At 58.1% G+C, this 24078-nt stretch carries 25 protein-coding genes; 9 read left to right on the top strand and 16 right to left on the bottom strand.

Annotated elements, in window-relative coordinates; translation table 11 throughout:
* Window positions 1-14: 14 nt before the first annotated feature.
* From purB to D0851_RS20925, 6 genes are all read right to left on the bottom strand, one after another.
* Window positions 15-1382 carry an adenylosuccinate lyase gene (purB, locus tag D0851_RS03720; protein WP_117617418.1) on the bottom strand — a complete coding sequence of 456 codons (1368 nt, stop codon included), beginning with the start codon at window positions 1380-1382 and terminating at the stop codon, window positions 15-17.
* 89 nt (window positions 1383-1471) lie between these two features.
* Window positions 1472-2116, bottom strand: a complete 645-nt coding sequence (gene hflD, locus D0851_RS03715; RefSeq protein ID WP_117617417.1) for a high frequency lysogenization protein HflD — start codon at window positions 2114-2116, stop codon at window positions 1472-1474.
* Complete coding sequence (mnmA, locus tag D0851_RS03710) at window positions 2113-3300, bottom strand: tRNA 2-thiouridine(34) synthase MnmA (RefSeq protein WP_117617416.1); 1188 nt, start codon at window positions 3298-3300, stop codon at window positions 2113-2115. The genes hflD and mnmA overlap by 4 nt, the downstream gene beginning before the upstream one ends.
* 44 nt (window positions 3301-3344) lie before the next feature.
* Window positions 3345-3800: an NUDIX hydrolase gene (locus D0851_RS03705; protein ID WP_117617415.1), complete on the bottom strand. Its 456-nt coding sequence runs from the start codon at window positions 3798-3800 to the stop codon at window positions 3345-3347.
* Window positions 3797-4435, bottom strand: a complete 639-nt coding sequence (locus tag D0851_RS03700) for a pseudouridine synthase (RefSeq protein ID WP_117617414.1) — start codon at window positions 4433-4435, stop codon at window positions 3797-3799. Before D0851_RS03700 ends, D0851_RS03705 begins: the two co-directional genes overlap by 4 nt.
* A gap of 190 nt (window positions 4436-4625) precedes the next feature.
* A complete protein-coding gene (locus D0851_RS20925; protein WP_117617413.1) occupies window positions 4626-4937 on the bottom strand; it encodes a cold shock domain-containing protein in 312 nt (103 codons plus the stop codon).
* 317 nt (window positions 4938-5254) lie between these two features.
* Here D0851_RS20925 and clpS point away from each other — a divergent pair, with 317 nt between their 5' ends.
* Both clpS and clpA read left to right on the top strand, forming a co-directional pair.
* On the top strand, window positions 5255-5614 hold the full coding sequence (clpS, locus tag D0851_RS03690; protein WP_117620266.1) for an ATP-dependent Clp protease adapter ClpS: 360 nt from the start codon (window positions 5255-5257) through the stop codon (window positions 5612-5614).
* A gap of 18 nt (window positions 5615-5632) precedes the next feature.
* The gene (gene clpA, locus D0851_RS03685; RefSeq protein WP_117617412.1) at window positions 5633-7903 is read left to right on the top strand and encodes an ATP-dependent Clp protease ATP-binding subunit ClpA; all 2271 of its coding nucleotides are present in this window, start codon (window positions 5633-5635) and stop codon (window positions 7901-7903) included.
* A gap of 105 nt (window positions 7904-8008) precedes the next feature.
* On the opposite strand, the gene infA is transcribed toward clpA, so the two are convergent.
* The 9 genes from infA to D0851_RS03640 all read right to left on the bottom strand — a co-directional run bounded on the left by infA (window position 8009) and on the right by D0851_RS03640 (window position 15020).
* On the bottom strand, window positions 8009-8227 hold the full coding sequence (gene infA / locus D0851_RS03680) for a translation initiation factor IF-1 (protein WP_014421226.1): 219 nt from the start codon (window positions 8225-8227) through the stop codon (window positions 8009-8011).
* Between the two features lie 80 nt (window positions 8228-8307).
* The gene (locus D0851_RS03675) at window positions 8308-9021 is read right to left on the bottom strand and encodes an arginyltransferase (RefSeq protein ID WP_117617411.1); all 714 of its coding nucleotides are present in this window, start codon (window positions 9019-9021) and stop codon (window positions 8308-8310) included.
* On the bottom strand, window positions 9022-9735 hold the full coding sequence (gene aat / locus D0851_RS03670) for a leucyl/phenylalanyl-tRNA--protein transferase (protein ID WP_117617410.1): 714 nt from the start codon (window positions 9733-9735) through the stop codon (window positions 9022-9024).
* A 194-nt stretch (window positions 9736-9929) separates the two neighbouring features.
* The gene (gene trxB, locus D0851_RS03665; RefSeq protein WP_117620265.1) at window positions 9930-10883 is read right to left on the bottom strand and encodes a thioredoxin-disulfide reductase; all 954 of its coding nucleotides are present in this window, start codon (window positions 10881-10883) and stop codon (window positions 9930-9932) included.
* 141 nt (window positions 10884-11024) lie between these two features.
* On the bottom strand, window positions 11025-11936 hold the full coding sequence (locus D0851_RS03660) for an AAA family ATPase (RefSeq protein ID WP_117617409.1): 912 nt from the start codon (window positions 11934-11936) through the stop codon (window positions 11025-11027).
* A gap of 7 nt (window positions 11937-11943) precedes the next feature.
* Complete coding sequence (locus D0851_RS03655) at window positions 11944-12867, bottom strand: carbon-nitrogen hydrolase (protein ID WP_117617408.1); 924 nt, start codon at window positions 12865-12867, stop codon at window positions 11944-11946.
* Window positions 12867-13916: an agmatine/peptidylarginine deiminase gene (locus D0851_RS03650; protein ID WP_117617407.1), complete on the bottom strand. Its 1050-nt coding sequence runs from the start codon at window positions 13914-13916 to the stop codon at window positions 12867-12869. The genes D0851_RS03655 and D0851_RS03650 overlap by 1 nt, the downstream gene beginning before the upstream one ends.
* 106 nt (window positions 13917-14022) lie before the next feature.
* Window positions 14023-14325, bottom strand: coding sequence for a hypothetical protein (locus D0851_RS03645; protein WP_117617406.1), 303 nt, complete (start codon window positions 14323-14325; stop codon window positions 14023-14025).
* Between the two features lie 107 nt (window positions 14326-14432).
* Window positions 14433-15020, bottom strand: a complete 588-nt coding sequence (locus D0851_RS03640) for a PilZ domain-containing protein (RefSeq protein ID WP_117617405.1) — start codon at window positions 15018-15020, stop codon at window positions 14433-14435.
* A gap of 122 nt (window positions 15021-15142) precedes the next feature.
* On the opposite strand from D0851_RS03640, the gene D0851_RS03635 reads away from it, so the two are divergent.
* The gene (locus D0851_RS03635; RefSeq protein ID WP_117617404.1) at window positions 15143-16384 is read left to right on the top strand and encodes a lipoprotein-releasing ABC transporter permease subunit; all 1242 of its coding nucleotides are present in this window, start codon (window positions 15143-15145) and stop codon (window positions 16382-16384) included.
* 13 nt (window positions 16385-16397) lie between these two features.
* A complete protein-coding gene (locus D0851_RS03630; RefSeq protein ID WP_117617403.1) occupies window positions 16398-17087 on the top strand; it encodes an ABC transporter ATP-binding protein in 690 nt (229 codons plus the stop codon).
* On the opposite strand, the gene D0851_RS03625 is transcribed toward D0851_RS03630, so the two are convergent.
* Entirely contained in the window at window positions 17075-17620 is a 546-nt protein-coding gene (locus tag D0851_RS03625) for a DUF2062 domain-containing protein (RefSeq protein WP_117617402.1), read from the bottom strand. The genes D0851_RS03630 and D0851_RS03625 overlap by 13 nt on opposite strands.
* Before the next feature lie 81 nt (window positions 17621-17701).
* On the opposite strand from D0851_RS03625, the gene D0851_RS03620 reads away from it, so the two are divergent.
* From D0851_RS03620 to lpxK, 5 genes are all read left to right on the top strand, one after another.
* Window positions 17702-20134 (top strand): DNA internalization-related competence protein ComEC/Rec2, encoded by a 2433-nt coding sequence (locus D0851_RS03620; RefSeq protein WP_227539433.1) that lies wholly within the window; start codon window positions 17702-17704, stop codon window positions 20132-20134.
* 72 nt (window positions 20135-20206) lie between these two features.
* A complete protein-coding gene (locus D0851_RS03615) occupies window positions 20207-20833 on the top strand; it encodes a MotA/TolQ/ExbB proton channel family protein (RefSeq protein ID WP_117617401.1) in 627 nt (208 codons plus the stop codon).
* Between the two features lie 5 nt (window positions 20834-20838).
* Window positions 20839-21264 (top strand): ExbD/TolR family protein, encoded by a 426-nt coding sequence (locus D0851_RS03610; protein WP_117617400.1) that lies wholly within the window; start codon window positions 20839-20841, stop codon window positions 21262-21264.
* Window positions 21261-23039 carry a lipid A export permease/ATP-binding protein MsbA gene (gene msbA, locus D0851_RS03605; RefSeq protein WP_117617399.1) on the top strand — a complete coding sequence of 593 codons (1779 nt, stop codon included), beginning with the start codon at window positions 21261-21263 and terminating at the stop codon, window positions 23037-23039. Before D0851_RS03610 ends, msbA begins: the two co-directional genes overlap by 4 nt.
* Window positions 23036-24061 carry a tetraacyldisaccharide 4'-kinase gene (lpxK, locus tag D0851_RS03600; RefSeq protein WP_117617398.1) on the top strand — a complete coding sequence of 342 codons (1026 nt, stop codon included), beginning with the start codon at window positions 23036-23038 and terminating at the stop codon, window positions 24059-24061. The genes msbA and lpxK overlap by 4 nt, the downstream gene beginning before the upstream one ends.
* The last annotated feature ends 17 nt before the right edge of the window (window positions 24062-24078 follow it).

Here is a 24078-nt window from a genome sequence, read left to right as displayed (position 1 = left end):
GCGTGCTCCCGGTTTCAGATGTTTTGTGCTTGATCAATGGCGTTGCCGATGTAACTGCCTGGTGTCAGCGCCATCAGTTCTGCCTTGGCTTGCTCCGGAATCTCAAGGGTCTCAACGAAATTCTTGATCACTTCCGGGGTCATTGCCTTGCCGCGGGTCAATGCCTTGAGCTTTTCATAGGGCTTTTCGATGTTGTAGCGGCGCATCACGGTCTGGATCGGCTCGGCGAGTACTTCCCAGGCGTGGTCAAGGTCGTCATCAAGACGGGCCGGGTTGATTTCGAGCTTGCCCAGCCCCTTGAGGCTGGCCTCATAGGCGATCAGGCTGTGGGCAAAGCCAACCCCCAGGTTGCGGAGAACTGTTGAATCAGTCAGGTCCCGCTGCCAGCGTGAAATGGGGAGCTTGGCAGAGAGGTGGCTGAACAGGGCATTGGCGATACCAAGGTTGCCTTCGGAGTTCTCGAAGTCGATCGGGTTGACTTTGTGGGGCATGGTGGAGGAGCCCACTTCGCCTTCCACGGTCTTCTGCTTGAAGTAACCCAGGGAAATGTAGCCCCAGATGTCCCGGTCCAGGTCGATCAGAATCGTGTTGAAACGGGCGACGGCATCGTACAGTTCGGCAATATAATCGTGTGGCTCGATCTGCGTGGTGTACGGGTTCCAGTCAAGGCCGAGACCTTCGATGAATTCCCGGGCATTCAGCGCCCAGTCAATGTCGGGGTAGGCTGAAATATGGGCGTTGTAGTTGCCAACCGCGCCGTTGATCTTGCCCAGCAGCTCGGTTTCACGGATCTGTTTGACCTGCCGGCGTAACCGGTAGACCACATTGGCCAGCTCCTTGCCCACGGTTGTGGGTGAAGCGGTTTGCCCATGGGTACGGGAGAGCATCGGCTGGGATGCGTGATCGTGTGCCAGCTGTGCCAGCTTGTCGACAACCCGGTCCATGGCGGGCAGCATGCCGTGATCCAGACCCTCCCGAAGCATCAGCGCGTGGGACAGGTTATTGATGTCTTCCGAGGTGCAGGCAAAGTGGACAAACTCGGTCACCGCGTGCAGTTCCGGAACGCTGGCGATTTTCTCCTTGATGAAATACTCCACCGCTTTCACATCGTGATTGGTGGTGCGTTCGATTTCCTTGATACGCTCGGCGTCCTCCAGGCTGAATTCGCTCACGATGCGGTCGAGCACGGCATTGGCTTCAGTGGAAAAAGCAGGCACTTCGGTTACGCCGGGGTGAGCGGCCAGTTTCTGCAGCCACCGGATCTCGACGGTCACGCGGTTCCTGATCAGGCCATATTCACTGAAGATTTCACGGAAGACGCTGACTTTACTGCCATAGCGTCCATCGACCGGGGAAATGGCGGTCAGGGCGGTGAGTTCCATCGAAAACCTCTCAAGTCATCAAAGAATTGTGTCAAAAGAAAATCAGGGGGTGCCTATCATACACCAGCGCAGGCACTGAATCAGCGCTGTCAGTGGTACAGGGAGCGATTCGCTTCCTCGGCCAGTTCCCGGGCCAACAGGATGACCTTCTTGCGGGAAAAAATCAGTTGCCAGCGACGCCCGCCGGTCTGGCGCCAGAGCACCGCCGACCGTATACCCGCCAGCAGAAGAGCCCGAACCTTGGCGGCGTTCTCTTCCTGCTGCAGGACTGAGGGATTGCCGCTCACCTGGATGCGCATCCGGAACGTGCTGATGGTATCGGCGTATACCGAGGCCAGGTTGCTGATCAGGTTGGGGTGGGTATAGCCGAAGTGGCTGGCGGTATGCCGCGCCTGGTCGATCCTGCTGCCGATGACGTCCAGCATGTCTGACCGGCGGTTCAGCCTGGATTCCAGGTGAACCAGGTTAAGGGCATAGCGAAGCACTTCGATATCCTGCTGCTTGCTCTGCTGGCTGAGCACGGAGGAAAGCGTTACCAGGCCCTCCCGGATATCCCGGAGTTCACCACCGTAAACGTCCAGGGTGTTCTCCGGATTCGTTGCAAACAGGGAGCGTATGGAGGTTTCCAGACTGGCCTGATTACACTGGCCGCTGTGGGCAATCTGCTGAACCAGGTTAGCGGCCTGGAAAACCCCGGCCAGGGCCAGGGTCTGGTCTTTCAGAGAGCGGCTCATACGGATTCTTCCTGAGTCCGGGAACCGGTCAGGCGGGCCGGCAGGGGCTCGCCATCACGCCAGGTTTCCTCAATGACACCACCGCCGAGACACACCTCGCCGTCGTAGAAGACAACCGATTGTCCCGGCGTGACCGCCCGTTGGGCATCCTCAAAATCGACCCGCAAGCCACCGTCAATGACAGAAACCTGACAGTCCTGATCCGGCTGCCGGTAGCGGGTCTTCGCCTTGCAGCGGAAGGACTCTGCGGGAGGCTGGCCGGCGACCCAGTCAATCGGACCGGATACCAGGCCCCGGGAGAACAGCAGGGGATGATGCTTGCCCTGAACGGCAATGAGCACATTGCGACTGAGGTCCTTTTCCGCCACATACCAGGGCTCATCGCCAAATTCACTGAGGCCACCGATGCCGAGGCCCTGGCGCTGGCCAATGGTGTGGTACATCAGGCCCTGATGGCGCCCGATCTTCCGGCCATCCGGTGTTTCGATATCGCCGGGCTGGGCGGGCAGGTACTGTTTCAGAAAGTCCCGGAACTTGCGCTCACCAATAAAGCAGATGCCCGTGGAGTCTTTCTTGTCGTGGGTCACGAAGCCCTGCTGTTCGGCAATCCGGCGCACTTCCGGTTTCTCGAGTTCGCCCACGGGGAACAGGGTCCGTGCGATGCGGTCGCCTGAGACCGCGTGCAGGAAATAGCTCTGATCCTTGTTCGGATCCAGGCCTTTCAGCAGCTGGGCCTTGCCCTGGGAGCCGGCAATGGGGCGCTGGCGGGCGTAATGGCCGGTGGCAATATAGTCAGCACCCAGGGTGATGGCGTAGTCCAGAAAGGCGCGGAATTTGACTTCCTTGTTGCACAGAATGTCGGGGTTCGGGGTGCGGCCTGCCTGGTATTCCGACAGGAAATGCTCAAATACCCGATCCCAGTACTCGGCGGCGAAGCTGGCGGTATGCAGTTTGATGCCGATGGCATCGGCAACGGCCCGGGCGTCCGCCAGGTCGGTCATGGCGGTGCAGTATTCGGTGCCGTCATCCTCATCCCAGTTCTTCATGAACAGGCCTTCAACCTGATAACCCTGATCCTTGAGTAGCCAGGCGGCCACGGAAGAATCCACACCGCCGGACATGCCGACGACAACGCGGGTGTTGGTTGGGCTGGTTGAAGAATGAGCTTCAGATGCGTTGGTCATTACAGCGTTGCTACCGGTTAAAAAACCGCGAGTTTACCATTTTCCTAGTACGCCGTCTTTGAATCGACGACGACGTCCAGCGGGTATTGGCGGCCGTTTCGGTAATCTTCTATGCACCGCAGTACAAGCGGGCTGCGAAGTTTTTCGCCGAGGCCACGAATCTCGTCAAGGGTCAGCCAGTGGGCGGCAATGATGCCGTCGTCCAGATGGTCTGAAACCTTCGCCCCGGCTTGGGCGACGTAACAGAAGCGATAATAGGTAACGTCATTTGCCGGCGCCTTGTAGGTGTAGATGCCCAAAAAGTGTATCGGGTCAATCTCCCAGCCGGTTTCCTCCAGGGCTTCCCGGCGAACGGCATCGAGTATGGCCTCGTTTTCCTCGATATGGCCGGCGGGCTGGTTGAACACAACCTTGCCACCGCTGAACTCCTCCACCATGAGAAAACGTCCTGTCTGATCTTCAACAACAACCGCTACAGTGGCATGGGGTGTCCAGGTCATGACTTTCTGGTTCTCCGGGGTCGGGCCCCGGGTCCGGCACGACCGGGGCGGGATTTGGTGTTTGAGCTGGCCGGCAGGTTGACGGTGACTGTCCGGTGTTCACCGGATTTCAGGCCAGCCAGGGTCCAGTCGCCAATGCGGTAACGGATCAGTCGCAGCGTCGGGAAGCCGACCGCGGCAGTCATTCGCCGGACCTGCCGGTTCCTGCCTTCGGTAATGGTCAGCTCCAGCCAGCTGGTTGGAACGGTATCGCGGTGCCTTACAGAAGGTATCCGGGGCCAGATGGCCGGCGCGGGCATTCTTGTGGCTTTTGCCGGCCGGGTCAGGCCATCTTTCAGCTCAACGCCTTCCGCCAGACGTTTCAGGGCGTCGTCTGAAATCTCGCCTTCTACCTGCGCCCAATAGGTCTTGGGCATCTTGAGCGCCGGCGACGCAATCCGGTGCTGCAAGGCACCCTCGGATGTCAGCAGAAGCAGGCCCTCGGAATCATAATCCAGTCGACCGGCCGGATAGACGCCGGGAATTCGCAGGTAGTCCGCCAGCGTCGCGCGCGGCGAGTCGCCTCCAGCGGCACCATCGTCAGTAAACTGGCTCAGGACCTGAAAGGGTTTGTTGAAAAGAATGAGCTCAGCCATGCAATCGCACGTTTCCAGAAGTTGCAGAGTGCTTCAGAGAGAGTAGGGTACTTCAAAGGTAAGGAGTGACAAAGTCAGATTGCGGCGTCAAGTTTCAGCCGTTAGCAGGATCGTCAGGTTTTCAGAGAAAAAATAACACCTCCCACCAGCTTTCGCCGGTGGGGGTGTCAGGCTCCCGACGCCAGACAGGTCAGCCGTTTACTGCACGGGGCGGATAACCGTCCCGGCCGGATTCCTGTTGCCCCGATTCTTCTGCAGCGTCGCCTCCGGCACCAGTCTGGGCCTTGCTGGCGGGCTGCTCATCCGGAATGATGTTGACTGCGTGAATGCCCTTGTCGCCTGGCTTTTTATCAAAGGATACGGCTTGACCGGCTTTCAGGGTCTTGTAGCCGTCCATTTGGACCGATGAGAAGTGAGCAAACAGGTCGTCACTGCAACCATCCTCGATGATGAATCCGTACCCTTTGGCATTGTTGAACCACTTGACTTTGCCTCTTGGCATGATGAACTCCCCTGTTCTTTTGCTGTCACTGTTCTTATTCGTGGTGTTTGCCTTTCGGCCGTCGCACTTTCCGTCCGAATTACCGTCGGAATCGCGTTACACAAACATTGCATGGATTTACATTATTTTACAATGCTATTTAACTTTCGGCCAATCGTAGCGTCGAGTCAATAGTTTCTATGCCGGGAATGTGTGGTTGAACGCAGTCTGGAAGCGGTATCATGTTTGTATCAGTAAATATCCCACACGTCCTGCTTGAAAAGCTTGGGGCCGACATCCACATTTAGACAGGAGCACCGATAAACCGGTAAGCAATGATGCGGACTATCGAAAATTCTCTACTAGTATTAAATCAGGGGGAGGACGAACAGCCGGGGCGGCAGGATGGCCTCAGTGTTGCTCCCGAAAAGCCTGCTCTCAAGCGCCCGGCGCGATACAGGGTAGTGCTCCTGAACGACGATTACACACCCATGGATTTCGTGGTGGATGTGCTGATGACGTTCTTCGGAATGAACGAGGAAAAGGCGACGCAGGTGATGCTGCTCGTCCATACGCAGGGAAAAGCTGTATGCGGGGTATTTACCCGGGACATCGCGGAAACAAAGGCGGCACAGGTGAACCAGTATTCCTCGGAATGCGAACATCCGCTCCTTTGCGAGATTGAACGTGCGGACTGAAAGACGTTGGGGTGGCCCATGCTGAGCAAAGATCTGGAAATTACGCTGAACACGGCCTTCAAGAATGCCCGCGATAAGCGTCATGAGTTCATGACTGTGGAGCATTTGTTGCTGGCCCTGCTCGACAACGAATCGGCGGTGGGCGTTCTGAAGGCCTGTGGTGCAGACCTCAAGCGACTTCAGGAGGAACTGGTCGAGTTTGTTGACTCAACAACACCATTGATCCCGAGCAGCGACGGTGAGCGGGAGACCCAGCCCACGCTGGGTTTCCAGCGAGTGCTGCAACGGGCGGTGTTCCATGTGCAGTCCTCGGGCAAGAAAGAGGTAACCGGGGCCAATGTACTGGTCGCTATCTTCAGCGAGCAGGAAAGCCAGGCAGTTTATGTGCTCAAGAAACAGAGCATTGCCCGCATTGATGTGGTCAATTTCGTCTCTCATGGAATCTCCCGGGTTCAGGGCGCCGAAGATCAGGAAAGTCATGATCAGGCTTCCCATGATGAAGCCGGAGAGGAGGGTGGCCATTCCAAGCCACTGGAAAGTTACGCAACCAATCTCAATGAGCAGGCCCGCCAGGGCCGGATTGATCCACTCATCGGGCGCGAGCACGAGGTTGAGCGGGTGGTACAGATTCTGGTGCGCCGTCGCAAGAACAACCCGCTGCTGGTCGGTGAGGCCGGCGTAGGCAAGACCGCCATCGCTGAAGGGCTTGCCAAGCGAATCGTGGATGGTCAGGTACCCGACATCATTTCCGATGCCGTGGTCTACTCGCTGGATCTCGGTGCCTTGCTGGCGGGTACCAAGTATCGCGGTGATTTCGAGAAGCGCCTGAAAGGGCTGCTGGCGGAACTCAAGAAAGAGAGCCACGCGATTCTGTTTATCGACGAGATCCACACGATTATCGGTGCAGGTTCTGCATCCGGTGGCGTTATGGACGCTTCCAACCTGTTGAAGCCGATGCTGAGTTCCGGGGAGATCCGTTGCATCGGCTCCACCACGTTCCAGGAATTTCGTGGCATCTTCGAGAAGGACAGCGCGCTGGCCCGCCGCTTCCAGAAAATCGATGTCAACGAGCCCAGCGTTGAGGATACCTACCAGATCCTCAAGGGGCTGAAGCCGAACTTCGAGAAGCACCACGATCTCAAGTACACGGACAAGGCCTTGCAGGTTGCCGCGGAGTTGGCAGACCGGTACATCACCGATCGTCATCTGCCGGACAAGGCTATTGATGTGATTGATGAGGCGGGCGCCCGGCAGCGGTTGCAGCCGGAAGGCAAGCGCAAGAAGACCATCGACGTAACTGATATCGAGGATGTGGTAGCGAACATTGCCCGCATTCCGCCGAAGAATGTCTCCACCAGCGATAAGGACCTGCTTCGCAATATCGAGCGGGACCTCAAGATGGTGGTGTTTGGTCAGGATCCGGCCATCGAGTCCCTCGCTACTTCCATCAAGCTGGCCCGTGCCGGCCTGAAGGCGCCTGAGAAGCCGGAAGGTGCGTTTCTGTTCGCGGGGCCGACAGGTGTCGGTAAAACCGAGGTCACCAAACAACTGGCCAAGGTTCTGGGAATCGAACTGGTGCGCTTCGACATGTCCGAGTACATGGAGCGCCACACTGTCTCAAGACTCATCGGTGCGCCGCCGGGCTATGTTGGATACGACCAGGGAGGCCTGCTGACGGAGTCTGTCACCAAGCACCCCCATTGTGTGTTGTTGCTGGATGAAATCGAAAAGGCCCATCCGGAAGTCTTCAACCTGCTTCTGCAGGTCATGGACCACGGTACGCTGACTGATAACAACGGCCGCAAGGCGGACTTCCGCCACGTGATCCTGGTTATGACAACCAATGCCGGCGCAGAAAGCATGGCCCGTCGTTCGATTGGCTTCAGCGAACAGGACCACAGCACCGATGGCATGGAGATTATCAGCAAGACCTTCACGCCGGAGTTCCGCAACCGTCTGGACGGTATCATCCAGTTCGGCGACCTTCAGAAGGACACCATCACCCATGTGGTGGACAAGTTCCTGACCGAACTGCAGGCGCAGCTGGACGAGAAGCATGTTGTGTTGCATGTGGATGATGCTGCGAAATCCTGGCTGGCAGACAAAGGCTACGACGTCACCATGGGTGCCCGTCCGATGTCCCGTCTGATTCAGGACAAGATCAAGCGGCCGCTGGCTGAGCAGATCCTGTTCGGACGCCTGTCAAAGAAGGGTGGAGATGTGTACATCCATCTCCGTGACGATGAGCTGGTGTTTGAGTACGAGGACGAACCGGCGGAAGCCGTCTGAGGTGCTGACGTAAAGAAAAGCCGCTGTCCGGTTGCCCGGACAGCGGTTTTTTATGACCTGACAAAAAAAAGCCCCCGAAGGGGCTTTTCAGATGTCACGTGAGCCTTAACGGGCGCGGTACACAATGCGGCCCTTGCTCAGGTCGTAGGGAGTCAGCTCAACCTTGACCTTGTCACCTGTCAGGATGCGGATATAGTTCTTGCGCATCTTGCCGGAGATGTGAGCTGTGACAACGTGACCGTTGCTCAGCTCAACGCGGAACATGGTGTTTGGAAGGGTGTCGATAATAACGCCTTCCATTTCAATGACATCTGATTTCGCCATTCAGTAGAAACCTCGTTTGGATATGCTTCTCGTGATTTTAAATTGCGCAATTCTGCCTGATTTATCCGCGTTTGGCAAAGTCAGCCGGCACTCAGTTCTCGCCAGTGCCCGTCACGGAGGGCCTCAATGGGGCGGAACCGGGTTTTGTAGTTCATTTTCCGGCACTGTTTGATCCAGTAACCGAGATACAGATGCGGCAGGCCCTTGCGGCGGGCCTCGTCAATTTGCCACAGGATGGCAAAAGTACCAAGGCTGCGATCCTCCATTTCAGGTTCGAAAACCGTATAGATGGCAGACAGGCCGTCATCCAGCAAGTCGACGGCGGCCAGACCCACCAGATTATTGTCCTTGCGGATCTCCAGAAACCACGAATCGGTCGCACCTTCCACTAGAAACGAGGTGAACTGCTCCCGGGACGGCGGGTACATATCGCCGTCCTGGTGCCGCTGCTCGATATAGGTGGCGTAAAGTTGATAATACCGTTCGGAAAAGGTGGCGGGCACCAGGGTGCACTCCAGATCCTCGTTTTTCTTCAGTACGCGTCGCTGGCTACGGTCGGGTTTGAAATCATCGACCTTCAGGCGAACGGGAATGCAAGCGTTACACTGCTCGCAGTGGGGGCGGTAATAATGGGATCCGCTGCGGCGAAAGCCTAGGGCGGTGAGCTGGCTGTAGAGTTTTTTGTCGATATGGGCCCGCGGATCCACGAACATGGTGGTTGCCTCCCGGTCTGGCAGGTAACTGCAATCGTGTGGCGGGGTTGCAAAGAACACCAGGGTTCTGAGATTGCTCATTCACGCCTCCGGCCCGGGCCATTGCCAGCGGAAGGTCCAGTCGGTTTGATCCGGTTTCTGATCGATGCTCATCCTGAGTATAGATAAAAACTCTTCCCGGGGAATAGTTTTGGCACCCATGGTCAGTAGGTGGCGGCTTTCCACCTGGCAGTCCATAACCCGGTAGCCCCAAGCCTGGAGCTGATGGGCAAGGTGGACCATCAGGACTTTGGAGGCGTTGGTCTCCAGGGAGAACATGGATTCGCCGAAGAAACACCGGCCGATGGCCAGGCCGTACATCCCGCCAGCCAGGTCACCGCGGCGGTTCCAGACTTCAATAGAGTGTGCCGTGCCCATTCGGTGCAGTTCGGCGTAGCTGGCGATCATTTCTTCTGTGATCCAGGTGCCTTCGGCCCGGGTGGAGGCGCACAGGCGGATAATTCGCCCGAAGGCCTGATCGGCGGTGACCTGAAAGCGTTGCTGGTTCAGGGTGCGGCGGAGGCTTCGGGATACGTGGATGTCGTTAGGGAACAGCACGCATCGGGGGTTGGGGGACCACCAGAGTATGGGTTGTTCGTCGCTGTACCAGGGGAAGATGCCGTTCCGGTAGGCGAGCATGAGTCTGTCTGTGGACAGGTCGCCGCCGAGTGCCAGGAGGCCGTCGGGGTCGTCCAGGGCTTCGTTGGCTGGGGGGAACCAGAGTTGGTCAGGGTCTAGCCAAGGTAGTGAGGTCATCCTTCTCCGGCAATTACTTCAGTGTTTCGGGCCTGTAGAGTACCGGCCGGTGGGACCCGCCTTCTGAAACACGCTGTAAATACGTCCCTGTACGCTTGGCTCCGCCATCCATGGCTCCGCACAGTTTCAGAAGGCGGCTCCCACCGGCCTTCGCAAACTTTTGAGTTCGCGTTCCTTTTGTTACTGAATCACAATCAGTCTTGCTGATCCAGAAACTTTTCCGCATCCAGGGCGGCCATGCAGCCGAAGCCGGCGGAGGTGACGGCTTGGCGGTAAACGTGGTCGGCTACGTCGCCGGCGGCGAAGACGCCGGGGATGCTGCTCTGGGTGGCCATGCCTTCGAGGCCGGAGCGGATGCGGATGTAGCCGTTTTCCATATCGAGCTGGCCCTGGAACAGGTCGGTGTTGGGTTTGTGGCCGATGGCGATGAAGACGCCTGCCAGTTCCTTGTCCTGAGTCGAGCCGTCTTTCATGCTTTTGATGCGCATGCCGGTGACGCCGGTGCCGTCGCCCAGGACTTCGTCGAGGGTGTGGTCCCAGACGATGTTGACGTTGCCGTTTTCGGCTTTCTCGAACAGTTTGTCCTGGAGGATTTTTTCGGCCCGGAGGCTGTCGCGGCGGTGGACCAGGGTGACTTCGTCGGCGATGTTGGAGAGGTAGAGCGCCTCTTCAACGGCGGTGTTGCCGCCGCCGATGACGGCGACTTTCTGTTTTTTGTAGAAGAAGCCGTCGCAGGTGGCGCAGGCGGAGACGCCCTGGCCTTTGAATTTCTCTTCGGATTCGAGGCCGAGGTACATGGCGGAGGCGCCGGTTGCGATGATCAGGGCGTCGCAGCTGTATTCGCCGCCGTCGCCCTTGAGGCGAAAGGGGCGGTTGCGCAGGTCAGCTTCGTTGATGGTGTCATAGACGATGCTGGTTTCAAAGCGCTCGGCGTGTTTGAGCATGCGCTGCATCAGTTCCGGGCCCTGTACGCCGTCATTGTCGCCGGGCCAGTTGTCCACGTCGGTGGTGGTGGTGAGCTGGCCGCCGACTTCAATACCGGTAATCAGGGTCGGGTTCAGGTTGGCGCGGGCTGCGTAAACAGCAGCGGTGTAGCCTGCGGGGCCGGAACCGAGGATGATCAGTCGGGAATGTTTGGTGTCGCTCATTGAAGGTCTCTCACTGAAAAAGCCGTACATTGCCCGGCCCGGTGTTCAGGGCCAGACGCTTCGGGGAAAGGTGGAAAGGCTAACATGAAAGAAGCGGCCTGCCATTCGTTTTGGGTAATACCGCTTATAAAACCTTGCTATTTACTCAAGCACTGAAACGGTGGCAAGCAGTTGTCTGACACGTTCGGTGCTTTTGCCGGATTCGCCCTGTTCCAGGCGATGTTCCGCTACTGCCGGGAAGACGGCCTGGATATCATCCGGCAGTACGTGATGCCGGCCCTCCATCAGGGCCCATGCCCTGGCAGCCCGCAGCAGGCCGAGTCCGGCTCTTGGCGAGAGCCCGTACAGCAGCCCCGGCATTCTGCGGCTTTGCTCCAGCAGGCGTTGAATATAGTCCAGCAGGGCCGGGCTGGCGGTTATCCGGGTTACGGCTTCCTGAAGGGTCTTCAGATCCTCCCGGGAGAGCAGGGTGCCAAGCTTTTCGGTCAGCACACGCCGGTCTTCGCCCTCCAGCAGTTCCCGCTCGGCTCTGGGATCAGGATAGCCCAGGCGCAGGCGCATCAGGAACCGGTCCAGTTGTGATTCCGGTAAGGGATAAGTGCCACCCTGTTCGGTCGGGTTCTGGGTCGCAATCACGAAGAACGGGTGGGGCAATGGCCGGGTTTCGCCCTCGATGGACACCTGGCGTTCTTCCATGGCTTCAAGCAGGGCGCTCTGGGTGCGTGGTGATGCCCGGTTGATTTCATCGGCCAGTACTACCTGGGCGAAGATCGGGCCCGGGTGGAAAACCAGGCTGCCGGCCTGTTTGTCATACATGGAGTAGCCAAGCACATCGGCCGGCAGCAGGTCGTTGGTAAACTGGATGCGCTGGTAGCTGAGCCCCATCACTTTGGCCAGGGCATGGGAGAGGGTGGTTTTGCCCATGCCGGGAATGTCTTCAATCAGCAGGTGGCCCCGGGCCAGAAGCCCACAGAGAGCGAGGCGAACCTGTTGATCCTTGCCGAGAAGTATCTGGTTCAGTTCACTGACAACGGTATCGACCAGTTTTTTCATTCCGGGCTCAGTCCCTCACGCGTTTGAGAATATCTCCGTAGGCGTCAATCCTGCGGTCTCTCAGATACGGCCAGATGCGACGAACCGATTCACTGCGGTTGCGATCAAGTGTTACGGCCAGGATGCATTCGGAACTGTCATCGGCCCGGGCAAGAAATTCGCCCTGGGGTCCGCAAATGAAACTGTTACCCCAGAAGCGGATGCCATCGCTCTGGCCGGAAGGATCCGGTTCGGTGCCGACGCGGTTTGGCGCCACCACAGGCAGATTGTTGGCGACGGCATGGCCTCGTTGCACGGTTACCCAGGCTTCCAGCTGCCGGGCCTGTTCGTCCGGTTCGTCGGTGACATCCCAGCCGATGGCAGTCGGATAGATGAGTATCTCGGCACCGGCCAGGGCCATCAGCCGGGCCGCTTCCGGGTACCATTGGTCCCAGCACACCAGGACGCCCAGCCTGCCCACGGAGGTATCTATGGGAGTAAAACCACTGCGGCCATCGTTAAATTGGGCGTCACCGGGGGTGAAGTAGAACTTTTCATAGAAGCCGGGATCATCCGGAATGTGCATTTTACGGTACAGCCCGGCCATGGAGCCGTCTTTCTCAAACACCACGGCGGTGTTGTGGTAAACACCGTTCATTCGCCGCTCAAAGATGGAGCCTACCAGGACAATATCCAGCTCAAGGGCGAGATCAGAGAGTCTCTGGCTGGTGGGCCCGGGTATGGACTCCGCCAGTTCAAAAACCGAGGTGTCTTCGGTCTGGCAGAAGTACAGCGTGGCGTGGAGCTCCTGCAGAATGATCAGATCGGCCCCGTTTGCTGCGGCTTCCCGTACCAGTTTTTCCGTGGCGGCGAGGCTGGCGGCCTTGTCCGGACTGCAGGCCTGCTGAATGGCCGCGATGGTGATCCGGTTGTTGCTTGAATTAATGCTCATCAGGTAACGACTCCGGCCGGAATCTGCATGGTGACACAGTGAAGGCTGCCATGCTGATGAATCAGGGCCCGGCAATCAATCGGCACAATGTCCCGGCAAGGGAAGATCTCCTTCATGACCGCAATCGCCTCGTCGTCCTGGGCAACGCCATAGACGGGAAGCAGAACCGCACCGTTAATAATCAGGAAATTCGCATAGGTGGCAGGCAGGCGTTGTCCGTCTTCATCGTGGATTGCTTCCGGCCAGGGCAAAGCTGTCAGCTTGTAGGGCGTGCCGTCGGGCTGGCGGAATTCCTGCAATTCCTCCTCCATGGCAGCCAGGGCGCTGTAGTGTTCGTCGGCGACATCCGGGCAAGCCACATAACAGATGTGGTCCGGGGCGCAGAATCTGGCCAGTGTATCGATATGGCTGTCGGTGTCGTCGCCTTCAAGATAGCCGTGGTTAAGCCAGAGAATGCGGTTGACGCCCAGAACCTCGGCCAGCAGCTGCTCAATCGCGGTCCGGTCCACGGAGGGATTTCGGGAAGGAGTCAGCAGGCACTCCGAGGTGGTCAGCAGGGTGCCCTGGCCATCGGATTCGATGGAGCCGCCTTCCAGTACAAAATCGACTTGCTGCATCGGAGTGGCGCCAAATACGCCGGCGTTGGCCAGATGCTGGTTGAGGGCGTCGTCTTTTTCGAAGGGGAACTTCCCGCCCCAGGCATTAAAGCGGAAATCGAGCAGCGCCGGGCCGTCTTCGGTTGCGATGGTAATCGGGCCATGATCCCTGGCCCAGGTGTCGTTTGCCGGTGCCGGAACGATGCGTACCCGACCCGGAAAGTCGTTTTCCTCAGCGTACCGGTTCAGATCCCGGTCAAGTTCCTGCAGGCGGGCGACGTACTCGCAGCTGATCAGGAGGTTCTCGTAGCGAAGTACGGCCCTGGCAATGTCGAGGAATACCGGCTCGACCTCATCAAGTATATCCGCCCAGTCTGTTCCGGGGTGAGGCCAGGTCAGCATTATGGCACTCTGGGGAGCCCACTCTGCGGGCAATACGCGTCTGGTTGTCACTTCGCAGCCACCTTAAATCACAAAAGACGCCATTCTAACCAAAGGTCGGCTGAACGTCAGGACATGAGTGGGGAAATTCGGGCCTTTGAGGGCCGCTATCGGCTATTCAGCGATTGTGCTTGAGAACGGTATGGATTACCCGATCATTTTCGAAATAAACGACAAAAGTCGGGTAGTGCCACTGGCTGATGGGAGGTTGGCCAACCGGACCCTGAATTTCCAGGGGGGCGCCCCAGGAAGCCCGCACCAAAGCCTGGCTCATTCCGGTGCCAGGAACGTTTGCCTGGTCGCGATCTGCCTGGGTTCCCACCGGTACGCGGATTTGCTCTGCAACCGCAGATGCGGCCGGGAAAAGGGTCAGGGTGGTAGACAGAGCCAGTACGCCGAGCAGGATTCTGTTTTTTTTCATTGATCGATCTCCATGAAGGCTAACGTCCTCTGAAAGTTTGCTCCGGAGGACATGGATAAAGCGTAATATCCGAAAAAGATTAGTAAAAGTCACCCGTTTCCCTCAGTCTACTCTTTTTGGCGCTGGCGAATCTGCCACCGCATCACATGCCGCGCGATCTGCTGCCGGTCGCCGTCATCAATCCGGGCAAACTCGGTGTGGACCCTTGCCCCACCTGAGGAGTCGGGGTGTACCTCCAGTACCCGGGCGATAGCCTGAGGCTGGAAAAGCTCTGGCGGAAGTGTCATGCGAACGGCAAGCCGGTCCCCCGGTTGCCAGGCAGGCGTACTGCTTGAGAATGACAGGCCGCCCTCGCTCAGGGTCACATCCTGCCAGTCCTCCGGTTGCAACGGATTTTGCTCAAAGGCCATAATGCGCGCAAGCATATCCAGCTTGCCGTTCAGGGATTTGATCAGTCCGGTAAGTAGCCGGTCTCTTTCGGCAAGGCTGGCAAGCTGGGACTTCACGTCCTGGTCCAGCCGCCTGAACTCCGCTTTCAGGCTCTCAAGATGGTCGCCGTCGAAAGCATCTGCATCCAGGGGTGTGTCGGGCGCAAGCTTGCGGATTTCCAGGCCGATTCGGTCTTCAATGCGGAAAAAGTCCCGGCGCTCGGGTGAATAATCCGCCGGTTCGCTGGGGATGTTGGATGACGGCATCTCGGCTCCGGAAAACTGAAATTTTATTGATACAGAGTAGTTTAGCAGTTTCCCTCTGTGCTGGAAGGTGCCAGGGAAAACCAGACCACGACAGACCTGAAGGTAGCAACAGGCTCCTCTCCATGTTCAGACCCTTATCGTTTTATATAGGCTTGCGATACACGGCGGCCAAGCGCCGGAATCACTTCATTTCCTTTATCTCCCTGACGTCGATGATCGGGTTGATGCTGGGTGTTGCGGTCCTGATTATTGTTCTTTCCGTGATGAACGGATTCGACCGGGAGCTTAAGCAGAGAATTCTCGGTATGGTGCCCCACGCCACGATTCAGGGCACAGGCCCCCTGGACGACTGGAAATCCGTGGATGCCCGGGTTGAGAAGCATCCCCGCGTGCTGGCAGCTGCTCCCTTTATTCAGGGACAGGGCATGGTCACTGGCGGTGGGAATGTCCGCGGCGTGGTGCTCAATGGTATCCTGCCGGAAGAGGAGCGCACCGTCTCCATCATTGAAAATCACATGATCGAAGGCAGGCTTGATGACCTGGTGTCCGGTGAATTCGGCATTATCATCGGTCGGCTGATGGCAGCCAGTCTGCGCCTCCAGGTAGGTGACAAGGTCACGGTGGTGCTGCCAGAGGCATCCGTAACGCCTGCGGGCGTACTGCCGCGGCTCAAGCGATTTACGGTAAAGGGCGTGTTCAGCGTCGGGGCGGAGCTGGATGGCAATTACACCCTGATCCACATGGACGATGCCTCGAAACTCATGCGCACCGGAGGCAAGGCGGAAGGCATTCGCCTGCTGGTGGATGACCTGTTTGCAGCTCCCCGGGTAGCGGAAGAGGCTGCGAAGCAGCTTGGCGGGCGTTATTACGTGTCCGACTGGACCCGCACCCATGGCAATCTGTTCCAGGCCATCCGCATGGAGAAAACCATGATCGGTCTGCTGCTTATGTTTATTGTCGCCGTGGCGGCGTTCAATATCGTGTCCACGCTGGTGATGGTCGTCACCGACAAAACCGGTGACATAGCCATTCTCAGGACTATGGGGGCGACTCCGGGCCGGATTATGCGGATTTTCATTGTTCAGGGTGCGGTGATCGGTATCTTTGGCACGGTCATAGGCACCTCGCTGGGTGTGTTTGGCGCGCTCAATATCAGTACCTTCATTTCCTGGCTTGAAGGCGCGTTGGGGCACCAGTTTCTCAGTGCCGACGTCTATTTCATCAGCTACCTGCCTTCGCAGCTGCAATGGCAGGATGTCTTAATAATCAGCGGCGCCGGCCTTGCCATGAGTCTTCTGGCAACCATCTACCCGGCCTGGCGGGCTTCGAGAGTGGATCCCGCGGAGGCGCTTCGCTATGAGTAAGGAACATTCGGCTATGGTGGATTCATCCCTGGTGATTGACTGTCGGCAGGTGACCCGTACCTACAGTGAGGGCCCCGAAAAACTCACCATTTTTTCGGATATTTCTCTGGAAGTGGCGCCCGGAGAAACGGTCGCCATTGTTGGCAGCAGTGGCGCCGGTAAAACCACCCTGCTCAACCTGCTTGGCGGGCTGGACAAGCCCTCATCGGGCCAGATTTCCATTTGCGGCAAGGATATTCACCGGCTTTCCGAAGCCGGCCGCGCCAGGTTCCGTAACCGTTACCTTGGGTTTGTGTACCAGTTTCATCATTTGCTGCCGGAATTCTCGGCACTGGAAAACGTCATGATGCCCTGCGTACTGGGTGGCATGGCGGTCGCTGACGCCCGGAAGAAAGCGGAAACGCTGTTAGGCAGAGTTGGCCTTGCTGCGCGACTGACCCACAAGCCGGGTGAACTGTCGGGCGGCGAGCGTCAGCGGGTGGCCATTGCCCGGGCACTGGTCAATGAGCCGGATTGTGTATTGATGGATGAACCAACCGGCAACCTTGACGAGCACACGGGAGAAGGGGTCAGGTCGCTGATCGAGTCTCTTCGGGATCAGCTGGGCATTGCATTTGTCATGGTTACCCATGACATGAAGATGGCCCGGAGTCTGGGGCGGGTATTACGGCTTGAACAGGGTCGGCTGATTCAGGAAGTCTGATCGGTCTCCCGACGACGTTTCCGGCGATTGATCCGCCGCACCTGCCAGTCTGTGCGTATTTTCCGGCGCCACAGGAACTGGATGACCAGGTAAGCGAGGCAGGCTGACACGGTCGCAACAATGAGGGATCCAAGATACAGAGGGATGCCTATGTCCATGAGCCGTTCAGTGATCCAGGACCATGACAGCTGAAACTCGAAACTGAGAACCGGGCGGCTAAGGGCCCAGGCCCCGACTTTGTAATTGAAGTAGAAAATCGGTGGCATGGTTACCGGATTGCTGATCCAGACCAGAACAACCGACAGCGGCAGATTGGCGTTGAACCAGATCGCGAAAAATGCAGCAGCAAGCATCTGGAAGGGCATGGGTATGAAACAGAACCAGACGCCGACGAGAAAGGCGCGGGCAACACTGTGGCGATTGATATGCCAGAGATTGGGCTCGTGAAGGATATCGCCCAGAAAGCTCAGCGACTGCATCGCTTGCACCTTCTCTGGTGAGGGCAGATAGCGTTTCATGAACTTCTTCGGCATTGGAAGTTCTGCCTTTAAACGGAGTTAAAAAACCGGCACATCGGATGTCGCCGGTGAATGTGACATACGGGAGGACAAGGATTGTCCGGAAGTCTGAACCGCTCGCCGTACCCGCCGGGCAGGCGCGGTGCCGCAGTCCTGGGCGTTATCGCCTTCTCTGGTGGCGTCATCTTACTGTATTGGCTGTCGATACTGCCACCTCCGCAGTGGCTGGCGGCACCCGGACTTCTGCTTTTTTTGACCCTTTGCCGTCCGGCGTCTGTCATGATCCGCCGGTTAACGGTGCTGGCTCTTGGCTTTCTGGTGGGACTTTCCTGGGCAGCGTGGCATGCCCGGAGCCAGCTTTCGGAAGTGTTGCCGCCTGAAGCCGAGGGGAAACGTCTGTCGGTATCCGGTTACCTGTGTGATATCCCGTCACCGGGAAGTTTCGACAGTTTGCGCTTCAGTTTCTGTGTTACCCGTTGGCATAACCTTCCCCCGGTAAACGTCCCGGGCACGCGTCCGCCCGAGTTGCTGCGGCTGGCCTGGTATGGTCACGCAGCAGAGAGATTACCGGGGGCCCGTTTGCGCCTGGAGGTCAAGCTCAAAAGACCACACGGGAACCTCAACCCGGTGGGTTTCCGGTATGAAAACTGGCTGTTCCGCAAAGGGTACCAGGCCACCGGAAATGTCCGTAGTGTTCAGGTGGATCCAACCGTGCCTTGTTCCCTGCACTGCCAGTACCGGAGTGCACACCTGTCGCTGGGCGACTGGGTGCAAAACCGGTTCGGCGGCACCGAACACTTCGCGCTGGCTTCCTCGCTGTTGATTGGTCATCGCGGGTACATGACCCAGAAGCACTGGGACGTTCTGAAAGCAACGGGAACCATTCATCTGGTCGCGATCTCCGGTTTGCACCTGGGGCTGGTCGCTCTGGGTGCAGGTTTTTTGTGTCGGCGCCTCTTGCTGGCCTGGCCGGCCCGCCGCGTGAGCGAACTCAATGGGCGCCGGATTGTCTTTGTTTTCGTGGTGGTATCTTGCCTGGCCTACGCTCTTGCGGCCGGTTTTACCGTGCCCACCCGCCGGGCACTGGTTATGGTGATCGTGGGCGGCTGGCTGCTTCTGTTGGCCCGACAGTCATCCGTCTGGCAACCGTTTCTGGTTGCTCTGGCGGTGGTTTTGCTGCTGGATCCTCTTGCACCCCTGGACCAGGGATTCTGGCTATCGTTCGCTGCCGTCGCGGTACTCATCGCTGTATTCTCGGCGCGGCTGGCAGGCGCCGGGTGGTTGGGTAGCCTGTTGGTTGCCCAGATCTCGGTGTTTTCTGGCTTATGGCCAGTTCTGGAAACCTTCGGGCAGGGGCAGCCCCTGGCGGGATTGCTGGCAAACCTGATTTCCATTCCCTGGGTATCCCTGGTGGTTATGCCTCTGCTGGTCACGGGCGGGTTGATTACTGCCGCTATTCCGGAAGCGGCGAACCTGTTCGGGCCCGCATTTGATCTGGTGCTCGGTCTGCTCTGGCATTTTCTGGACTGGCTCGCACGCTGGCAGGTGCCCGAAATCGCTGCCAGCGCCGAAGAAATCGCTGCTTTATCGATGCTGTCAGTGTTTATGGTGCTTGCGCCATTCACCGGGTTTCGGCTGGTGGCGGTTGTGTCGGCGCTTGTGTGGCTGGGATCTTCATCCTCGTCGTTACCGCAGAATTCCCGGGTGGCTCAGCCCGAAATCCGGGTTTGGGATGTCGGGCAGGGCTTGTCGGTGCTTGTCCGTCACGGCCGGGAGGTCCTTGTCTACGACACCGGGCCGGCTGTGCCCGGGGTGTTTTCAGCCGTTGAGTCGACGCTGTTGCCAAATCTGAAGGCAGAGGGCATCCACAGAATCGATACCCTGGTGATAAGTCATGGGGACAGTGATCATGCCGGAGGCGTATCAGAGCTCGCGGAGCAGATCGAAATCGGTCGCGTTGTTGCCGGTGAAACCGGGGCAATCAGGAATCGAATTCCGGATGTGCCCACCGTACCCTGTGAACGGGCCACTGAAACCTTCGGCGCTCTGACCATCGACTACTGGCAAGGGGAGGGTGTTTCCGAAGGCAACGATGCGTCCTGTGTAATCCGGATCCATCATCCCGAATCGGGTATTGAATGGATACTGCCCGGGGATATTACCGACCCCATGGAGTCGCAGTATCTGGCCTTTCTTTCGGCCGGCGGGAAATTGCGTCATTCGGGCAGTCGGGTGGTCCTCGCTCCCCATCATGGCAGCAAGACATCCTCTTCCGAAGCCTGGGTTCAGGGGCTTGATCCCGACTGGGTCATCTACACCGCCGGATACCGCCACAGGTATGGTCATCCCCATCAGATGGTAACCGCCCGTTACCGGCGCTCTGGTGCGGTCTCACTGAACACCGCCTGTTCCGGCAGCGTATTGATGACTATTGCCGATAACCGGTTGGTGTTAAAGGAAATGCGGCGTGAGGCGCCATTCTGGATAGGTGGCCCGGGGCTGACCCGTGATCAATGTGAAATACCGTGACATTGCCGCTGTGGCCTCCACGGGTAGCTATGCTAAAGTAGCGCGGCTTGTAAACAACCAGGGAGACCAAGCGTGTTCGAGCTGTTGAAAGCCGGTGGCATTCTGATGGTGCCAATTGTTGCCTGTTCCATACTTGCACTTGCCATCATTCTGGAACGTTTCTGGACCCTTCGTGCTTCCAGGGTTGCGCCGTCGCAGACCATTAACGAACTGTGGCGCTGGATCAAGAAAAAAGAACTGAATGGCCGGAAACTGAAAGCCCTGCAGGGATCATCTCCCCTGGGCCGGATTCTGGCCGGCGGCCTGATCAATGCCAAGCATGGCCGCGAAATCATGAAAGAGAGTATTGAGCACGAAGCCAGTCAGGTGATTCATGACCTGGAGCGCTTCCTGAATCCGCTGGGCACCGTGGCCACCATCACACCGCTGCTGGGGCTTCTGGGCACGGTCATCGGCATGATTAAGGTGTTTGCCGAGATTCAGCTGGCCGGTGTCGGTAACGCAGGCAACCTGGCCGGTGGTATTTCCGAGGCGCTGATTACCACGGCTGCCGGCCTGAGTGTGGCCATCCCTGCGTTGATCTGTCACCGCTACTTTATCCGCAGGGTAGACGAGCTGGTGGTCGGCATGGAGCAGGAAGCCATCAAGCTGGTTGAGGTTGTGCACGGAGACCGCGAAATCGACGTGGAAGGAGCCTGAACACCGTGAAGTTCAAGCGCCAGAGAAGCCAGGAAGTCGGGGTTGACCTGACACCATTGATCGATGTGGTGTTCCTGCTGCTGATTTTCTTTATGGTTTCCACAACCTTTACCCGGGAGAGCCACCTTCAGGTGGAGCTGCCGGAGGCAAGCGGGGAACCCGCGGAGGCCTCAGAGGTCAAGCAAATTGACGTGGTGATCAATGCCGAAGGGCAGTACATCCTGAACGACCGCACGCTGGTCAATAACCGGCGTGAAACCCTGGAGCGGGGCGTGCGTGAGCTGGCGGAGGGTAACAGCTCGATGCCGTTTATCATCACGGCGGATGCCCGCACCCCCCACGAATTTGTGGTTCGTGCCATGGACGTTGCCGGCCGCCTGGGGTTTGCAAAGCTGAGCATCACCACGGAGCGGGAGGCTGAGAGTCAGTGAGGGTAACCGAGCCTCTGCCTGATCCCTCTCCGGTAGTGCCGGCCGGCAGTTGGGAAACCTACAAGCGTTTGTTGGCCTACGTGAGGCCTTTCTTGCTGGCGTTCTCCCTGGCTGTGGTCGGCAACATCATTTACGCTGCTGCATCAACTGGCATGGCGGCCGCCATGGAATACGTGATTGCGGCCATCGAGAACCCCACCGAGCAGAACCGTCTGATGCTCACCCTGGTCATCGTCGGGGTATTTTCGTTCAGGGGCCTGGGCACCTTCCTGAGCCAGTATTTCATCAGCTATGTTGGTCGTCAGGTTATCAACTCGCTGCGCAATGATGTGTTCAATCGCCTGATGACATTGCCGTCCCGGTATTTTGATGACAATGCGGCCGGGCGTCTGGTCTCCAAGCTTACCTTCAACGTCGAGCAGGTGGCGGAAGCCACCACCAACGCCGTCACCATTACCCTTCGGGAAGGTCTGACCATCATCGGTCTGCTGGGCTACATGTTTTACACCAACTGGAAGCTTACACTGATATTCCTTGCCGTCGGACCGCTGATCGGTGCGGTGGTGAGTTATGCCAGCAAACGTTTCCGAAAAATCAGTAAGCGGATTCAGGGGTCCATGGGAGACATCACCCATGTGGCCTCCGAATCCATCACCGGATACCGGGTGGTGCGGACCTTCGGTGGTGAAGACTACGAACGCCAGCGTTTTCGGGACGTTAACGACAAAAACCTCAAGCAAAGCCTCAAGATGGCATCGACTCAGGCGATCAGTGTTCCTGTGATTCAGGTACTCGTGGCCATCGCGATCGCCGGTCTGGTGTGGATGATGCTGGCCCCGGAAATCCGGGGTGGAATGACCACCGGCCAGCTCGTGGCCTTTATCACGGCGGCAACCACCATGGCCAAGCCCATCCGGCAGGTGACGTCGGTCCACGCCAAGATACAGAAGGGCGTGGCGGCGGCTTACGATGTGTTCGAAACCATTGACGAATCGCCGGAGCAGGACCCGGGCACCTACTCCCCCGACCGTGTCGAAGGCAAGATCGAGCTCAATGATGTGTCTTTCCGGTATCGGGACCAGTTGGACAATGTACTGGAAGGCATCTCGCTGCAGATTCCTGCGGGGCAGAGTGTTGCGCTGGTCGGCCGCTCCGGAAGCGGAAAATCCACACTCGTAAGCCTGTTGCCGAGGTTCTATGAATTTACCGGCGGTGATATCCGCATCGACGGCCATTCGCTGCGGGATTTCTCGCTGAAGGCCTTGCGGGCGCAGATCGCTCTGGTCACCCAGAGCGTTGTGCTGTTCAACGATACCATCGCCGCCAATATCGCCTATGGTGCCCTCAGGGATTGCAGTCGCGATGAAATCCGGGAGGCAGCGGCCAAGGCCCATGCTCTCGAGTTCATTGACCGGATGCCCGAAGGCCTGGACACCATGATTGGTGATAACGGTGTGATGCTTTCCGGTGGCCAGCGTCAGAGGCTCGCTATTGCCCGGGCATTGCTCAAGAATGCACCGATCCTGATCCTGGATGAGGCCACGTCTGCGCTGGATACGGAATCCGAACGCCACATTCAGGATGCCCTTGAAACCGTGATGCGGGGACGTACCACCCTGGTGATCGCACACCGTCTGTCCACCATCGAAAAGGCAGACCGGATACTGGTGATGGAAAACGGTCGTATTGCTGAATCCGGTCGTCATGATGAACTTCTTGCTACTGGTGGCGCCTACGCTCAATTGCACCAGATGCAGTTCAGTGAGCAGTCATGAGCTCGTTGGTAGATCGTCTCTGGTATGGCAGAAATCGTCCTCTGGGGTTTCTTGCACCTCTTTCCTGGCTATACCGCGGCCTCTCGGAAGCCCGCCGCCGTTCTGCGTGGGAGGCCCGGGATGTCTCGCTGCCGGTTCCGGTTGTGGTTGTTGGCAATATCACCGCAGGTGGTACCGGCAAATCGCCCCTGACCGCCTGGCTGGTTTCGGAACTGATCGGTGACGGGTGGTGTCCGGTGATCCTCAGCCGCGGGTATGGCGGCAAGGCCGCTGACTACCCCCTGGAAGTTAATGCCCGAACCAGCCCCCTGGAGGCCGGCGACGAGCCTGTAATGCTGGCTCTCAGCACCGGGTGCCCGGTTGTTGTGGACCCCCGGCGCCGGCGTGCGGCGGAATATGCCCTGGACAATAATCTCGGAAACCTGTTGGTCTGTGACGACGGTCTCCAGCACTACAAGCTGCCCCGGGATGTGGAATTGTCGGTGTTCGATGGCAAGCGTGGCATTGGCAACGGTGCCCTGATTCCGGTCGGACCACTGCGCGAACCGCTCTCCCGGCTCGCCTCCGTGGATTTTGTTATTGTTAACGGCACGGATTATTCCGATCAGGTCATGGGGAGTTTTGCTGGTATAGAGCACCCACAGATCTATTCAATGGTACTCGAACCCGGAACCCTGGTTCACGTCAGGACCGGTAAACCCCGGCCCATCTCCGATCTGAAAGGGCTGTCCGTAAGGGCCGTGGCGGGAATCGGCAATCCGTCCCGTTTTTTCGATACACTCAGGGCACTGGGCGCCGTGGTTACCGAGGCAGCTTTCCCGGATCATCATCGCTTCCGCGTTGCCGACCTGAATGCCTGCCCGAATGATTTGATCGTTATGACTGCGAAGGACGCGGTGAAGTGCCGTGGCTTCGCTCCCGACAACGCCTGGAGCCTGACCGTTGAGGCCAGGTTGCCGGACCGGTTCCGGGACGCTCTTCTGGCCCGGGTTCGCCAGTGCTCCGAACAGTTAACTTCTTGATAGCGAGTGAGTAAACA

Source organism: Marinobacter sp. Arc7-DN-1 (genome assembly GCF_003441595.1).
Taxonomy (GTDB): domain Bacteria; phylum Pseudomonadota; class Gammaproteobacteria; order Pseudomonadales; family Oleiphilaceae; genus Marinobacter; species Marinobacter metalliresistant.
The sequence above is the reverse complement of the archived record's forward strand: the minus strand, read 5'-3'. Positions and strand labels throughout refer to the sequence as shown.